At 63.7% G+C, this 15,706-nt stretch carries 17 protein-coding genes and 1 tRNA gene; 14 read left to right on the forward strand and 4 right to left on the reverse strand.

The window, feature by feature from the left end; genetic code table 11:
• Positions 1-12 precede the first annotated feature (12 nt).
• A complete protein-coding gene (locus HB777_25565) occupies positions 13-954 on the forward strand; it encodes a glyoxylate/hydroxypyruvate reductase A (GenBank protein ID QND66952.1) in 942 nt (313 codons plus the stop codon).
• Positions 955-967: 13 nt separating this feature from the next.
• Here HB777_25565 and HB777_25570 read toward each other — a convergent pair whose 3' ends face one another.
• The 3 genes from HB777_25570 to HB777_25580 all read right to left on the reverse strand — a co-directional run bounded on the left by HB777_25570 (position 968) and on the right by HB777_25580 (position 2,948).
• The gene (locus tag HB777_25570; GenBank protein QND66953.1) at positions 968-1,495 is read right to left on the reverse strand and encodes an AAA family ATPase; all 528 of its coding nucleotides are present in this window, start codon (positions 1,493-1,495) and stop codon (positions 968-970) included.
• A gap of 63 nt (positions 1,496-1,558) precedes the next feature.
• Positions 1,559-1,921 carry a hypothetical protein gene (locus tag HB777_25575; GenBank protein ID QND66954.1) on the reverse strand — a complete coding sequence of 121 codons (363 nt, stop codon included), beginning with the start codon at positions 1,919-1,921 and terminating at the stop codon, positions 1,559-1,561.
• Positions 1,922-2,030: 109 nt separating this feature from the next.
• The gene (locus tag HB777_25580) at positions 2,031-2,948 is read right to left on the reverse strand and encodes a methyltransferase domain-containing protein (protein QND66955.1); all 918 of its coding nucleotides are present in this window, start codon (positions 2,946-2,948) and stop codon (positions 2,031-2,033) included.
• Between the two features lie 105 nt (positions 2,949-3,053).
• Here HB777_25580 and HB777_25585 point away from each other — a divergent pair, with 105 nt between their 5' ends.
• Entirely contained in the window at positions 3,054-4,061 is a 1,008-nt protein-coding gene (locus tag HB777_25585) for a ligase-associated DNA damage response exonuclease (protein QND66956.1), read from the forward strand.
• Between the two features lie 4 nt (positions 4,062-4,065).
• Positions 4,066-5,667 (forward strand): cisplatin damage response ATP-dependent DNA ligase, encoded by a 1,602-nt coding sequence (locus HB777_25590; protein ID QND66957.1) that lies wholly within the window; start codon positions 4,066-4,068, stop codon positions 5,665-5,667.
• Between the two features lie 116 nt (positions 5,668-5,783).
• On the opposite strand, the gene HB777_25595 is transcribed toward HB777_25590, so the two are convergent.
• The gene (locus HB777_25595; protein ID QND66958.1) at positions 5,784-6,923 is read right to left on the reverse strand and encodes a hypothetical protein; all 1,140 of its coding nucleotides are present in this window, start codon (positions 6,921-6,923) and stop codon (positions 5,784-5,786) included.
• Between the two features lie 325 nt (positions 6,924-7,248).
• On the opposite strand from HB777_25595, the gene HB777_25600 reads away from it, so the two are divergent.
• The 11 genes from HB777_25600 to HB777_25650 all read left to right on the forward strand — a co-directional run bounded on the left by HB777_25600 (position 7,249) and on the right by HB777_25650 (position 15,673).
• Positions 7,249-7,324, forward strand: a tRNA-Thr gene (locus HB777_25600).
• Between the two features lie 389 nt (positions 7,325-7,713).
• The gene (locus tag HB777_25605; GenBank protein ID QND66959.1) at positions 7,714-7,902 is read left to right on the forward strand and encodes a DUF2158 domain-containing protein; all 189 of its coding nucleotides are present in this window, start codon (positions 7,714-7,716) and stop codon (positions 7,900-7,902) included.
• A gap of 163 nt (positions 7,903-8,065) precedes the next feature.
• Entirely contained in the window at positions 8,066-8,494 is a 429-nt protein-coding gene (locus tag HB777_25610; GenBank protein QND66960.1) for an acid-shock protein, read from the forward strand.
• A gap of 45 nt (positions 8,495-8,539) precedes the next feature.
• The gene (locus HB777_25615; GenBank protein ID QND66961.1) at positions 8,540-9,082 is read left to right on the forward strand and encodes an RNA polymerase sigma factor; all 543 of its coding nucleotides are present in this window, start codon (positions 8,540-8,542) and stop codon (positions 9,080-9,082) included.
• 119 nt (positions 9,083-9,201) lie between these two features.
• On the forward strand, positions 9,202-9,654 hold the full coding sequence (locus tag HB777_25620) for a hypothetical protein (GenBank protein QND66962.1): 453 nt from the start codon (positions 9,202-9,204) through the stop codon (positions 9,652-9,654).
• The gene (locus HB777_25625; protein QND66963.1) at positions 9,651-10,091 is read left to right on the forward strand and encodes a periplasmic heavy metal sensor; all 441 of its coding nucleotides are present in this window, start codon (positions 9,651-9,653) and stop codon (positions 10,089-10,091) included. Before HB777_25620 ends, HB777_25625 begins: the two co-directional genes overlap by 4 nt.
• 108 nt (positions 10,092-10,199) lie before the next feature.
• On the forward strand, positions 10,200-10,478 hold the full coding sequence (locus HB777_25630; protein QND66964.1) for a hypothetical protein: 279 nt from the start codon (positions 10,200-10,202) through the stop codon (positions 10,476-10,478).
• 122 nt (positions 10,479-10,600) lie between these two features.
• Positions 10,601-12,064: a DUF1800 family protein gene (locus tag HB777_25635; protein ID QND66965.1), complete on the forward strand. Its 1,464-nt coding sequence runs from the start codon at positions 10,601-10,603 to the stop codon at positions 12,062-12,064.
• A gap of 49 nt (positions 12,065-12,113) precedes the next feature.
• A complete protein-coding gene (locus HB777_25640; GenBank protein QND66966.1) occupies positions 12,114-13,373 on the forward strand; it encodes a DUF1501 domain-containing protein in 1,260 nt (419 codons plus the stop codon).
• A 117-nt stretch (positions 13,374-13,490) separates the two neighbouring features.
• Positions 13,491-15,245, forward strand: coding sequence for a sulfatase-like hydrolase/transferase (locus HB777_25645; GenBank protein ID QND66967.1), 1,755 nt, complete (start codon positions 13,491-13,493; stop codon positions 15,243-15,245).
• A 134-nt stretch (positions 15,246-15,379) separates the two neighbouring features.
• Entirely contained in the window at positions 15,380-15,673 is a 294-nt protein-coding gene (locus tag HB777_25650; GenBank protein QND66968.1) for a hypothetical protein, read from the forward strand.
• Positions 15,674-15,706 lie beyond the last annotated feature (33 nt).

Below are 15,706 nucleotides of genomic sequence, written 5' to 3' on the forward strand. Positions count from 1 at the left end.
TAAAAGACCGCGATGGAAAAAGGCCGCATCCTGCTTGCCGTCACCGGCTTTCATCCGCAGCGCTGGCGCGAACTCCTGTCGGCCGAACGCGAGGTGGTGCTGGAGCCGGACGGCGCCAGCGACCCCTCGATCACCTATGCCGTGGTGTGGAAGCAGAAGCCGAACATTCTGGCGTCGCTGCCCAATCTGCGCGCCATCTTCTCGATCGGGGCCGGCGTCGACCATATCTTCGCCGATCCCGGCCTGCCCGATGTGCCGATCGTCAAGGTCGTCGCCGAGAACCTCACCCAGTACATGACCGAATATGTCGTCTGGCGGGTGCTCGACCATCACCGCCAGGGCCTGCTCTACCGCTCTCAGCAGCCGAAAAAGATCTGGCACGAGCCACAGCAAAGGCCGGCCGGTGACATTTCGGTCGGCATCATGGGTCTGGGCAGTCTCGGCCGCGCCGCGGCCTCGGTGTTGCTATCGCTTGGCTTTGCCGTCAATGGCTGGTCGCGCAGCGAGCGACCTATGCAAGGCGTCGCGACCTATTCCGGCGAGGCCGGGCTGATCCCCTTCCTCAAGGCAACCGACATCCTGGTCGTGCTTTTGCCGCTGACGCCGGACACAAAGGGTATCATCAACTATGGCGTGCTGAAGGAATTGAGGAAGCGCAACGGCCTCGGCGGCTCGGTGCTGATCAATGCCGGGCGCGGCCGCCTGCAGAAGGACGCCGACATTTTGCGGGCACTGGATGACGGCACGCTGAAGGAGGCAAGCCTCGACGTGTTCGAGGTCGAACCGCTGCCGAAGACCAGTCCGCTGTGGGGACATCCAAAAGTGTTCGTGACGCCGCACGCGGCGGCGACCTCCGACCCTGTCCATTTGGCGCCGATCATGCTGCGCCAGATGGACGCCTTCGAGCGCGGCGAAAAGCTCGACAATCTGGTGGACCGCAAAGCGGGGTACTAGCCAGGACAAGGCCTCATAGGGCCAGGTCCCACTCCCGGAAGCACTTCTTGATTGCCCGCAGTGACGATAACTGCACCTTTGGCAGATCGATCTGCTCGAACATAGTCCGGTACCGTTTGCGATTTTTCGGCGTGGCGACAGTGATATGGCGGATCATATCCCATTTGACGCTGTCGCGCCCGCCCTCCAAGGCACCGCGCCTCTCCCGCTCCAGCAACGTCCGGCGAAAATAGCGCAACAAACTTGCGGGCGTGGAAATGTCCAGCAGGATCAATCCCGTCGCCCGCCGAAAACGTTGCGGCATACCTACCGAATAATTCCCATCCATCACCCAACGCTCGCCGGCGATTGCGGCGTCGTGCAAGGCAATGAATTCGTCTCTTGGGCGTGCTTCCCAATCCGTGTTCGGGAGATGGAAGAGCTGATCGAGGTGAACAGTCGCCAGATCACGCTTGCGGGCAATCGCGTCGGCGAGGGTCGACTTGCCACTGTTGGACGGCCCCAAGATACATATGCGGTCCCCGAGCTCCGAGAGATGCATCCGATCGTGCCCTGCAAAATGGTTTGCTGCCTGCGATTCTCGACCCGTGGCGGTCGCGGATCTTTAACCAGGCAGGGCGAGCTTCTTCTGCTTGTCCGGCTGGCCGCATTCGCGGCGATCGATCGACCGGTTCATGGCATCGATCTCGCCGCTCGCCTGGTCGGTATCGCGCTTGGCCTTGGAGCGCATGTCCGGCGTGAACGGGCCGAAGCCCATCGCCGGATTGGAGAAGGTCGGCTTGGCCTTCGCCGAAAGGTTGTATTGCTGCGCCAAGCCGTTGCGCTGCGCCAGCAACTGGTCGCACGGCACGCTGTCATACTGCAGGGAGGACTGTATGTTGGCGTCCTGGCGTTCGGACACCGAGGTGCCGCCAACGCAGCCGGCGGTCAGCAGGCAAGATGCCAAGATCATCATGTTCCAGCGCATGGATTATGCTCCTCCTGATATCCCGCCCAGATCGCAAATATCAGTCGCGCATGCAAATCGGACTTTTTCGCAGCATGGATGTCTGCGGGGCCGCCAAGAGATCGCAGCCTCAAGCCGCCGGCAGCCTGCCTGCCACAACGACCAGCCCGTTGACGGGTTCCCGCCGGTCCTGCCGGATCACGGTCGTTTCCAGCGACAGGGCCGAAAATCCGTTGGCAGCAAGGACGTCGCGCACATAGTGTTGCGCATGTGCGTAGCGGCGCGATGGCTGCAAGACAAAATCGCCATCGCCGGCCAGCTTCTCGACGGAAAACGCGAACAGGCCATCGCTCGCCAGCAAGCCGGCAATCGTCTTCACAATGCCGCCCAGCGCGCCGACATAGATGAAGACATCGGCCACCGTCACCAGATCGGCTTTCGGGCCGGCATGGACAAAATCCCGCAGATCGGCCTTGCCGAGGAAATCATAGGCGCCCTTGGCGCGCGCCTTTCTCAGCATCCTGGCCGAGATGTCATAGCCCTCCAGCCGATCGACAATCGGCCGCAGCCTCTGCCCCATCAGGCCGGTGCCGCAGCCGAGATCCAGCGCCAGCGGGAAGCGGCCCGGCCTTGCCGTTCGAATGGCCTGATCGAGCAACTCAGGCAGCCGGTAACCCAGTCTGTCGACCAGGGATTCATCGAAGCTCTCGGCATAGTGGTCGAACAGTGTCTCGACGAAAGCACTGGGGAGCGCATCGACCGCCGGCGCCTTGCCGATCAATTGCAGGTTCAGTGCAGCGCCTTGATGATCGGATGGGTCGAGTTGCAGCGACATCGTCCAGGCCTGCGCAGCCAGATCCACCGCGCCCGCCGCCTGCTGCATCTCGCCAAGGCGAAACCAGCCCATCGCCCATTGCGGCGTCATTTCCAGCGCACCGAGCAGCAATTCCGCCGCTGCCGCATGATCGCCTTCCGCATGAAGCATCTCGGCATAATCGGCACGGCGATCGGCGTTCAAGTCGCCGGACGAGGCCTGAAGCGGTTTCATGGCGATGAGTCCTGTCGGCGGATCGAGCCGGCGGTGCTGTATGCGGGAGTCAGCAGTCACTTACAACAGGCTTCCCGCAGCGGAATTATATCCTATCTTGGGATCATGCGCGCCAGCGACCTGCTTCACCCCCGGCCCGAGGGCCTTTATTGCCCGCCGGGCGATTTCTTCATCGACCCGGTGCGGCCGGTCGACCGGGCGCTGATCACGCATGGCCATTCCGACCATGCGCGTTCCGGCCACCGCTCGGTGCTGGCGACGCAACAGACGCTGGACATCATGGGCCTGCGCTATGGCGAGGATTTCGCGGGAACTACGCAAGCGGCACAGTTGGGTGAGACAATTGTCCTCAACGGTGTCAGCGTCAGCTTCCATCCAGCCGGTCATGTGCTGGGCTCGGCGCAGATATCAGTCGAGCATCAGGGCACACGTATCGTCGCTTCCGGCGACTACAAGCGGCGCAAGGACGCGACCTGCGCGCCATTCGAACCGATCCAATGCGATGTGTTCATCACCGAAGCGACCTTCGGCCTGCCGGTGTTTCGCCATCCACCCGATACGGAAGAGATCGCCCGCCTGCTGAAATCGGCGGCGCAGTTTCCCGAGCGCTCGCATCTGGTCGGCGCCTATGCGCTGGGCAAGGCGCAACGGGTGATGCGGCTGTTGCGCGATGCCGGCTACGACAAGCCGCTCTACATCCATGGCGCGCTGGCCAAACTCAGCGAGTATTACCAGAGCCAGGGCATCGACCTGGGCACTCTCGAACCGGCAACGGTGGAGAGTGGCAAGGAAGACTTCGCGGGCGCCATCGTCGTCGGCCCGCCTTCGGCCTTCGCCGACCGCTGGGCGCGGCGTTTTCCCGATCCGATCTCGTGCTTTGCCTCCGGCTGGATGCGCATTCGCCAGCGTGCCAAGCAGGGCGGTGTCGAACTGCCGCTGATCATCTCGGACCATGCCGACTGGGACGAACTGACCGCCACCATCAAGGAGACCGGAGCCGAGGAGATCTGGGTGACGCATGGCCGCGAGGAAGCGCTGGTGCGCTGGTGCGAACTCGAAGGCATCGCGGCGCGACCGCTGCATCTGGTTGGTTACGAGGACGAGGGCGATTGATGGCATGAACCGCTTCGCCGAACTTCTCGACCGTCTTGTCCTGACGCCGTCGCGCAACGGCAAGCTGACCTTGTTGACCGACTATTTCCGCAGCGTCGAGGATCCCGATCGCGGCCTGGCGCTGGCCGCCATCACCGGCGATCTCAACATCGCCGCGGTCAAGCCGGCGATGCTGCGCACGCTGGTCACCGAGCGCATGGATCCGGTGCTGTTCGGCTATTCCTACGACTATGTCGGCGATTTGGCAGAGACAGTCTCGCTGGTCTGGCCGCAAACATCAGGAAATATCCCGAACCGGGAGCCGACACTTGGCGAGGTCGTCGCAAGACTGCAGGCGGCAAGCCGGTCCGACGGGCCGAAGGTGCTGACAGGGCTGCTCGACAGCGCCGGCATCTCGGCGCGCTTTGCCATCATCAAGCTGGTCACCGGCGGCCTGCGCATCGGCGTGTCGGCGCGGCTGGCCAAACAAGCGCTGGCGGATTTCGGCACCGTCGATGTCGCCGAGATCGAGGAACTCTGGCACGGGCTGTCGCCGCCTTACACGGCGCTGTTCGCGTGGCTGGAAGGCAAGGCCGAAAAGCCACAAAGCACGGCGCTGGCGTTGTTTCGTCCGGTGATGCTGTCGAACCCGGTTGGCGACGGCGATCTCGAAAAGCTCGATCCGGCGGATTATGCGGCCGAATGGAAATGGGACGGCATTCGCGTCCAGGCGGTGGCTGAAGGCGGCATCCGCCGGCTCTATTCGCGCACCGGCGACGATGTCTCCGGCGCCTTTCCCGACCTCGCCGGCGCCATGCATTTTTCCGCGACGCTGGACGGCGAGCTGCTGGTCGGCGATCCCCGGGAGGCAACGGGAACGTTCTCGGATCTGCAGCAGCGGCTGAACCGCAAGACGGTGACACCGAAGATGCAGCAGCAGTACCCGGCCTTCATGCGCTGCTACGATCTGCTGCAGATCGGCGACGAGGATTTGCGCGCTCTGTCGTTTCGCGAGCGGCGCGGCCGCCTCGAAAGCTTCGCCGGGACGCTCGACCCGAGCCGCTTCGATCTGTCGCCATTCGTCGAATTCACGGACTGGCAAGCGCTGGAGGAGCTGCGGCGGGCGCCGCCGCATCCGATCATCGAAGGCGTCATGCTGAAGCGCTGGGACTCAGCCTACGTCGCCGGCAGGCCGAAAGGCCCATGGTTCAAGTGGAAACGCGATCCGCACACGGTGGATGCGGTGCTGATGTATGCGCAACGCGGCCATGGCAAGCGTTCCAGCTTCTATTCGGACTACACGTTCGGCGTCTGGTCCGGTGCCGAAGGCGAGGAGGAGCTGGTGCCGGTCGGCAAGGCCTATTTCGGCTTTACCGACGAGGAGCTGAAGCAGATCGACAAATATGTCCGCGACAACACGGTCGAGCGTTTCGGCCCAGTGCGCTCGGTAAGGGCGGACCGCGACAACGGCCTGGTGCTGGAAGTGGCCTTCGAAGGGCTCAACCGCTCGACCCGGCACAAATCCGGCGTCGCCATGCGCTTTCCCCGGATTTCACGGCTGCGCTGGGACAAGCCGGCCAACGAGGCCGACCGCATCGAGACGCTGCAGGCGCTGCTCGATCGCTAGAGCATTCACCGTTTCACGGAAACGGCGAAGCGCTCTAGCTCTTTGTTTTGACGCAATTCCGGATGGAAAACCGTTTCACACTTTTCCTGGAATTGCTCTAGACCTGTCCGGCGCTCTTACGGCTCGACCGAAACCCGGATCTCGTAGATGTCGGCGGCCTTGCCCTGCTTGTCGAAGTCGGAATTGATGGCGATCGTGCCGGCCGAGCCGGGATGCTTGTCGGGAAACTGCACGTCGAACAGATATTCGTTCTGCTGCTGGCCGACCGCATAGCGCTTGCGGCCGCAATCGCCCAGTTCGCCGAAATTGCAGTCGACGGAAATCTGCGTCTCCTTGCCTTCTTCGGAGCGGGCAATGATGTCGAACACGGCATGTTTGCCGGCGAGCTTCTCCAGCACGCCTTGCCCGACATCGAAGCTGATCGCCGAACCGGAGGCGCCGGAACGGATGCGCAGGAACGACCCGGTATCGTCCTTCATCACCTCGGCCTTGGCGTCCGACGGGGCGCTGACATGCGACGCATCGGTCGGCGAAAACACGTTGATCCAGTCGCGCGCCTGATCCGCGGCGCCGGGCTTTGCCGGGCCGCTGTCGGCCGGTGTGAAATCGTCGTCATCGACGGTCGGCGGCGCTTGCGGCGGGGCGGTATCGAGCTGCGCCTGTGTCTTGAACACGCCGGTCTGCACGGCGAAAAACAGGCCGATGCCGACAGCGGCGAGCAGCGTCACGGTCAGGAAGATGGCGGTCAGTGGCAGACGGCGCCCTCGAATGCGCCGTTCATCGCGATCGGGCGCCACTTCCGTCGCCGCGCCGGCCGAGGCCGGCGCCGACATGTCGATGGCCGGAGCGTGGGGAAGGGCGGCGTCCGGCATGATGTCGGGAACGACGGGCAGCACGCGCGAGCGCGGCGCATCGGAAGCGGATTGCGCAGGCCCATCGACGACGACAGCGGGCGACGGTGCCTGTTGGCCAGTTTCGACAGCGGGCGCCGAGTCTGCACCAAGCTCGACCGCCGGAGCATCGCCTTGCGAGCCGACATCGGGCACCGCCGGCAGGAACTCGGATTCGATTTCGGTGATTTTCGCCTGGATCGCCTTGCGGCGCTTGATGGCGACCTCGACGGTCACGCTGGGATTGGCCTGGAGCGCGCGGTCAAGCGCGGCAAACGCCGATCGATAGACCCGTTCGCGGAACGCGCGGTCCTCGGCATTGCCTCTCTCCAAGGCGTTCCGGATCGCTTTTTCGATCGCGTCCAAGCGGGTCCCTCTGTCCGTTCGCCAACCTTGCCGTGATCGTTAGCCGCAGGCGGCCAATCAATCAACGGGCGAGCGGCGCATTCTGCCTTGGAGAGGTGTCCAAAGTCCATGCCGGCGCTGTTCCGGCAACAAAATCAGCATGTTTCACCGATTTTCAAGCGCAGGAAGGTGCGCGCCGTGCGGAGCACGACTTGGCAACGGTTGGCAAACAACGCGGCGGCCGGCTTTCGACGACGGCACGACGCATGAATTGCCAAGTCCCATCTTGAATTCGCGGCCGGTTGCGTCTATCACCCTGCCCATCCTGGAGGTCTCGGCCTCCTGGGCCGCTTTAGCTCAGTTGGTAGAGCACCGCATTCGTAATGCGGGGGTCAGGTGTTCGAGTCACCTAAGCGGCACCACTTCCCTCCAAAAGAACAGGTAATAGCGCCCTCACTGGGCTGAGCCTCTTGCGTCCGGGGCCAAGCCTCTTGTGCCCGGCCTCTCGCTTCTTGTCGATTGTCTCTGCTGAACGCATTGCCGGACAGGATTGGTGTCTCCTGACGGTCCGGCAGCATCTTGGAAAGTTTGGAGGCCTCGCCTCGGGATCGAACCGAGGCTTCAGAGATTTGCCGTCTCCAGCGTAGCCGCTCCGCCACGAGGCCATGAGCATCCAAGTAGCGACCAAGTATTTACGAAAGCGTTAACGCCGCGTTTGTTGTCGTGGATTGCGACGCCGGTGAAGCACATCTGCCATTGTCGAGACCCCGGTTTGATGTGAAACTCGTGGCCTCAGCATGGGAGGTAAAAAATGCCCAACAATTTCAAGACCGGAGACGTCGTCAAGCTGAAATCCGGGGGCCCCAGGATGACGGTCAGCGATGGCGCGGCCTCGGGCATGTATATGTGCCACTGGTTCAATCGCGAGGGTGAGGTGTGGACCCCGCAACATGCCGGGTTCAAGCCTGAGCAACTGGTTGCGGCCGACCAATCCGACTAGGGACTGTTCCATCCCTATGGATTCGGGATGGGCTCTATTTGTCTGTTCGAGCACGAACGGATCGGCATGCGCGACCGACGGATTTTTCGGGTCGCGGCGTTTAACGGTTGAAGCGTGATGGCGGCACAGGCCGTCGGCAACGCGCCAACCGGAGACGCAAAGTATGATCAGCCGTTCGATTTTAGTCGTTGCCTTGAGTTTGCAGGCCGTTGCGGCTCTCGCCCAGACAACGACACCGCCCCCCGCCACCACGCCGCCAACCGTCGCCCCCGCCACACCAAAGGCCGGGTCCGACATCACGCTGGCCAAATTCCAGAAGCGGCGCGAAAAGGCGATCATGGCGGCCGACACGGATGGCGACGGCAAGATCAGCCTGCTGGAATGGGAGGCCTTTCAGGCGAAGCGCAACGTCAAGGGCGACGCCGCCAAATCCTTTGCGCGGATCGATTCCAATCATGACGGCTTCATCAACCGCGCCGAACTCGATGCCTTCTTCGCCAAGCGCTTTGCCCGGTTGGACAAGAATGCCGACGGCATTTTGACGGCCGACGAATTGCCGGGCCACAAAACCGCTCCCAAGCAGGAGCAATGACCAAGAGGCAATGACGCGCGATGAACATCGGGAGTGCGCCGACTGATGGCTGCGGATCCAGACGAGGAGCTGGTTCGCCGTGTCGGCGCCGGCGATCCGGCAGCCGTGCAAGCCCTGGTCGCGCGCAAGCTGCCGCGCATCCTGGCGCTTGCCGTGCGCATGCTCGGCGACGCGGCGGAGGCCGAGGATGTCGCACAGGAAACTTTTGTCCGGATCTGGCGTCATGCCGCGGGCTGGCGACACGGCAATGCGCGCTTCGACAGCTGGGTCCACCGGGTGACGCTGAACCTGTGCTACGACCGGCTGCGCCGGCGCCGCGAATGGGTGACAGACGAGGTGCCGGAGGTCGCCGATCCTGCGCCGCTTCCCGATGCTCATCCTGGGGAAGAAGCTCGTCGGGTCGAACAGGCGCTGCAACGCATCGCGCCGCGCCAACGCGAGGCGATCATCCTGGTCTATTATCAGGAGATGTCCAACATAGAGGCGGCTGCGACCTTGGAGATCAGCGTCGATGCCTTGGAAAGCTTACTCGCGCGCGGCCGGCGGTCGCTGCAGACGATCCTGGCCAGGGATGGCGCCGATGCGTGAGAACCGGGCCGGCACCAACGCGCAACGGCCATCGCGCCTTGCAGGCGCCGCCAGGTGGCCGGTTGTTGTCGTTCCGACACCGCGCCGGCACGCGGTACTGACGGGCAAGGGGAAGACACGTGGCTGAAGGGTCCAGGAACGAACCGGCAATGGATGCCGAGCACTTTGCCGCCCTGGCGGCGGCCTATGGCGGTGACTTGCGGCGATGGCCCGAGGCTGAGCGGATGGCCGGCACGGTCTTTGCCGCAAGCGAAGCGGGCAAGGCCATTTTGAAGCATGCCGGGACGCTGGACGCGCTGCTTGACGGCTACCGCGTCGACGCTCCCGGCAGAGCCCTGCACGGCAGCATCCTGCAGGCCGCCCGCCGGCACCTCGTCCAGCGCCGGCGTCAGCGGTTCTGGTGGCTGGGGCTGGGACTTGCCGGCATTGGCCTGGCCGGCGCCGTGGCAGGACTGGCCCTGGTGGCCATCGTCACGCCCGAGGTCCAGCCGGACCACACTGTGCTGGATGCCAATGTGACGGCATTTGGCGATGCCAGCCCCGACCGCGACACGATCGAGGAAGACCTATGACCATGAGCCGCAACCTTGTCATCGCGTCGGTGGTGCTCAACGTCTTCCTGGCCGGAGCGCTTGCCGGCGGAGCCGTGTGGATAAGAAACGGCAAAAACCAGGGCTATTCGCTGGAGGCGGCCGGTGACCGGCTTCCCGAGCAGGATCGCACCGTCTTCCGCAAGGCGTTGCGTGACGTTCGCCGTGAATCCCGTCAGGTCATCCTCGACGGCCAGCAAGCCAGGCGTGAGGCAGCGGACCTGCTGCAACAGCCGGTTCTGGACACGACTGCACTGTCGGCGGCGCTGGAGCGGGCCCGCAATGCCGACGTCACCGTGCGCACGCGGCTGGAGCAGCGCATCGTCGAGTTCGCGGCGGCAAGTTCCGCTGAGGGGCGCGGCGTGCTGGCGCAAGGGCTGATGAAACGCAGCGGGGCAACGCCAAAAAAATCACAGTGATGACCGACGGAAAACGCTGACGGCGCCGTTTAACGAAGCGAAGGGCAGTCCTGCCGGATCCGTGTGGTGCGGCAAGTTTTCAACCTCGGAAACATTCGGAGCATCGTCATGAACCATCTGACAAGATACGCGATCACCGCCGCTCTTGCCGTAGCCGGAACGGTTGCGACCGCTGCGGCATCCCTAGCGATGCCATTGGCGCCCCTTGCCACGCCGGCGCTGGTCGAGCATGTCGCCTGGGGTTGTGGACCGGGCTGGCATCCCAATCATTGGGGCCGCTGCGTCCCTAATCGTGTGGTCGTCTATCCTCGTTACCACCGTTGGCATGGCCCGGCCTTCTATGTCGGGCATCCGCACCATCGCTGGCACCGTTGGCACCGCTGGTAGAAACACAAGGGGGTCGGCCGCTCCACCGCGTGCCGGCCCCCGACCCAGGTTGAACAGGTACGAAACGGCTCGAACGGACATCCTGCGCCAGGCGCGGGAGACTCAAGCAATGGAGAGCTGACTTGGCTATCCCGGCCTCCAATTCCCCTGATCCCGCCCTCGTCGCGTTCAACCGCTTCGGGCTCGGAGCACGGCCCGGCGACCGCGACAGCATAGCCGGCGATCCACGCGGTTATCTCAAGGCGGAGTTGCGGCAAGCCGACATCGCCATGATCTCACTTGATGACCCCGCCTATGCCGGCCTGCTGGGCAGCACGACTGCCATCGAGGCCAGCATGGCGGCAAATTTCCAGCGCAAGTTGGAGCGCGAGCGCATGGCCGCGGCAGCGCAGCCGGCGGCGGCGAGCGCTCAAGCCGTGCCCGCCCAAATCGTGCCGACCTCCCTGCCTCCCGGCAAACCCACCGTGCCGCCGGTCGAGGCGGCGTTGTTCCGGGCGGAAGCGCAGGCGCGCTTCGACAAGGCTGTTCGGGCCAAGGCTGGCTTTGTCGAACGCCTTGTCTGCTTCTGGTCGAACCATTTCTGTGTTTCGGTGGCAAAGGACACCGTCGTTCGCGCCAGCGCCGGCGCCTTCGAGCGGGAAGCCATCCGCCCCTTCGTGCTCGGCCGTTTCGCCGACATGCTTCTGGCGGTGGAGCGTCATCCGGCGATGCTGTTCTATCTCGACAACCAGCAGTCGATCGGCCCGGAATCGCGCGCAGGCAAGAACCGCAAGCGCGGCCTCAACGAAAACCTGGCTCGTGAAATCCTGGAATTGCACACGCTCGGCGTCGGCGGCGGCTATAGCCAAGCCGATGTCACCAGTTTCGCGCGCATCCTCACCGGCTGGACGATGGCCGGTCGCGATGGACGACTGGGCGAGCCCGGCAATTTTGTCTTCAACGCAAATGCGCATGAGCCGGGCGACGCAATGCTGCTCGGCAAGACCTATCCCGCCGGCGGCATGGGACAGGCCGAGGCCGCGCTCAACGATATCGCCCGCCATCCGGCAACGGCCCTGCACATCGCCACCAAACTGGCCCGCCATTTCATCGCCGATACGCCCCCGCCGGCTACAATCGCCCGCCTCGCCAGGGTTTTCACCAAGACCGACGGCAATCTGCGGGCACTGGCGGTCGCCCTCATCGACATGCCGGAGGCATGGTCGACGCCTTTGGCGAAGATGCGCTCGCCCTTCGACTATATCGCCGCCATCCGAAGGGCGGCCGGCCCCGGCCCGGCGAACGATCCCGGCCAGTCGCTCAACTGGCTCAACGCACTGGGCGAGCCACTCTGGCAGCCACCGGGACCCAACGGCTTTTCCGACGGGGCCGACGGCTGGGCGTCGGCCGAGGGCATGAAGATCCGCCTCGATATCGCCTGGCAAGCGGCACGCCAGGCTAGAGATATCGGCAATCCCAACGACATGCTCGACGCGCTGATCGGCCCTGCCGCCTCACCGGAAACGAGGCAAGCGATCGCCCGTGCCGAATCCAAGCAGCAAGGGCTGGCGCTGTTGCTGATGGCCCCCGAATTTCAGCGAAGGTGATTTCAGCGCAGATAGTTCCAGCGCAGACAACTCCCGTGGAGACGAATTCATGAGCCTGCTGTGCGAAGTTCCCGACCCCTCCCGCCGCGCAATGTTGATGACCGGTGGCGCGCTGTTTGCCTGGGCCTACATGCCGCGCTTTGCCCGCGCCGCCGACAATCGCGACCCGCGTCTGATCGTCATCGTGCTGCGCGGCGCGCTTGACGGCCTGTCGGCGGTCGGTCCGGTCGGCGATCCCGACTATGCCGGCCTGCATGGCGACATCGCCTTGTCGCTGACCGGCCCGCATGCGGCGCTGCCGCTCGACGGCTTCTTCGCGCTCAACCCGGCGATGCCGGTGTTTGCGCGACTGTTCAGGAACAGCCAGGCGGCGGTCGTGCATGCGGCCGCAACCGGCTATCGCGACCGCTCACATTTCGATGGTCAGGATGTGCTGGAAAGCGGCTTTGCCGGCCCCGGCCATGTCGCCACCGGCTGGCTCAACCGGGCGATTGAAAACCTGCCATCGGGCGACCGCGTTGCAAGGCTTGGCGGGCTGGCCGTCGGGCCGTCGACGCCGCTGGTGATCCGCGGGGCCGCACCCGTACTTGGCTGGGCGCCGCAATCGCTGCCGGCACCCAGCGATGGTTTCGCGGCCCGCGTTCTCGACCTTTACCAGCACCGCGACCCGGTTCTGGCGGTGGCCCTGCAAAAAGGGCTCGACGCCGACCGCATGGCGCTGGACGACCAGATGGGCGGCAACGCGATGACGCCGAAGGGCGGGGCGATGAAGCCGAAGGGCGGTCTCGACAGCGCCGCCGGCATGCGGCAGGCCGCACAGGGTGCGGCCAAGCTGATGGCGGCCGATGACGGGCCGCGCGTTGCGGCCCTCGCCTTCGATGGCTGGGACACGCATGTCAATGAAGGCGGTGCGACCGGCCGGCTCGCCACCTTGCTCGGCGGTCTCGACGGCGCCTTCGAGGCGTTCGAAAAGGGTCTTGGCGAACGCTGGGAGGACACGGCGATCGTCGTCATCACCGAGTTCGGACGCACGGCCCAGATCAACGGCACTGTCGGCACAGATCACGGCACCGGCACCTTGGTGCTGCTGGCCGGCGGCGCCATCAAGGGTGGGCGCGTCATCGCCGACTGGCCTGGATTGAAGCCGGCTCAGCTTTACCAACAACGCGATCTGGCGCCGACCAGCGATGTCAGGGCGGTGCTGAAAGGGCTGCTCGCCGATCAGTTCGGATTGTCGGCGGCTGCCCTCGGCGACAAGGTGTTTCCGGAGTCTGCCGCAGTGAAGCCAATGCAGGGACTCATCACCTGAATTGGCGCACCGGGCAATCCCGCGCACCAGTCCGGAGTTAAGGTTAAATTCACTATACATTTGTTCTTAGCCCACGAATAATCGAAGAGTTTCCCGAAACTATGCTCAGGCATGTTCATGGGAAAATCTGTGGTTCAGCTTCAAATCCTTGGACGGGTGCTCTGCCATCCGCTGACGCTGGCCGTGGTCAGCCTCGCCGGCGTCTTCGCCGCCGGACGGGCCGAGCACGAATGGCTGTCGGTGCCGTTCTCGCTGGCGCTGGTGGCAGCCCTTGCCGGACTTCTGTTCCTGGCTTCGGGACGCCTGGCCTTTTCCGTCTATCTCGCCTGGATGGGCATCGCTTTCATCACGGTGGTTTCAGCGATCAAGTTCAGGATGAAGGGGTTTTCGCTGCACTTCTACGACGCGGTCTTCGTGTCGAGGGACCCGGAAGTGTATCGCTTCCTGCTCGGATCCTACCTCCATCTGATCGCGCCCGTCGTCATTGCCCTGGGGCTCGGCATCGGGGCTGCGATCCTTCTGTTCCGGATCGATCGGAAAATTGGCTGGCCGGTGTCGGCACGCGTCCTGGTCATGGCGGCGCTTGTCGTTCTGGTGCCGGTGACCTTTCCGGCCGAGGCATCGAAGGACCGCTATTTCTACTATATGCAGGGCCGGCACATGTCGGCCTTCTTCGTCTCGCTGCTGGATTTGCGCAACTTGGTCGTCGAATCGGCCTTCGAGAAGCGGCTGCAAGCCGTCGCGCCACAGCCGCCTTTTGCCGACACGGTCGATTGCGGTGACCGCGCGAACCTTCCTGACATCTTCTTCGTGCTCAGCGAAAGCCAGTCCGATCCCGGCTATTTTCCGCAGCTCAGCAATGGCGCGGGCTTCTTGCAAAGGTTCGCACCCGGGGCCGGCACGCCGCATCCGATGCAGGTCGAGACGTTTGGCGGCGGCACCTGGATCACCAATCTGTCGCTGATGACCGGTCTGTCGGCCACCGATTTCGGCTGGCGAAGCCCCTATCTGACGATCACCCTGCAGGACAAGGTCGCCGGTGCCTTGCCGGAGGTGCTGGCGCGCTGCGGCTATCGGACTGTCGTGATGACGCCAATGGACTTTTCGTTCGTCAATGAAGGGCCGTTCCTGAAGTCGATCGGTTTCGAGACCGTGCTCGACATCAAGGACATCGCCGCGCCCTTCTATCACCTGCGCGACAACTTCTACTATCGCGCAGCCGAGGCGTTCATCGCCAGGCACCGCAAGGAGGACGGCCGCCCGCTGTTCCTCGAGATCCAGACCATGTTTCCGCACTCGCCCTATGAGGGGCGGATGGAGCCTGAGGTGAAGGTCGAGGGCGAGCCTTTCTCGGATGATTTCCAGGCCAATGAATATCTACGCCGGATGGCGGTGGCGCGCGGCGATTTCCAGGACTTCCTCGACAACAGGCAAGCGGATGCCGGCAAACGCGGCGCCGTGGTGCTCGAATTTGGTGATCACCAGTCGTCAGCGACAAAGCCGTTCGTCGACGCCATCGCCGGCGACGACGCCTTGGCGAGCCCTGGCTCGCTTGCCTATCGCACCTTCTACACGCTCACCACCTTCAACCACCCACTGCGCCATCCGATGCCTGACATGACGCCACTCGATGTCGGCTTCCTCAGCGCAAGCCTGCTCGAAGCGGCGGGCCTGCCGATGTCGCCTGTCATGGCCGATCTCGTGCGCCTGCGCGACCATTGCGGTAGCCAGTTCCACGGCTGCAAGGATCGGGCCGAAATGGATGCGCATCTGCGCCGGCGCGTCGATTCGGGGCTCTTGCATCTCTATCCGGAGGCGGCGCCGCTGCGTGGGCTTGCGCCATCGCTCCAGTCCGCGGACGCCACCCGTTAGATTGGATCCGGCCCTGCAATCGCTACGGTCTTCAGCCCACCGCCCGCACACAACAACCTAAGACCTTGCACGCCCGCTCAAATTGTCCCTACTTTCGAAAATCACCGATACCGAGGGGAGTGGACAAAGAAAGAATGGCACATTCTGCAACACTGTTTTTGCAAGACGACGTGGAATACCGGAAGGTCTACCTCGATGTGTCGTCAGAGGGGGCACGTATCCTCGGCCACGACATGGGTCCGAAAGTTGAGAAATTCTGGGGGGATGACGATTACGAGTTCTGGGTCGATGTACCCACAGAGGCTCTCGCCCACCTCGCATTCGCACTTTTAAGAGACAAATACACCAACGAAGAACGGGCCGTAGACAAGTTTCAAAAGTTTTGTGCAGACAACGGGGTCGAGCACACCTTTAAGTCCTTGGCATAAGATACAGCCGCATAGAAGGTCCCGTTGCGGACG

The sequence above is a fragment of the Mesorhizobium loti genome (assembly GCA_014189435.1).
GTDB classification, from domain to species: Bacteria; Pseudomonadota; Alphaproteobacteria; order Rhizobiales; family Rhizobiaceae; genus Mesorhizobium; species Mesorhizobium loti_G.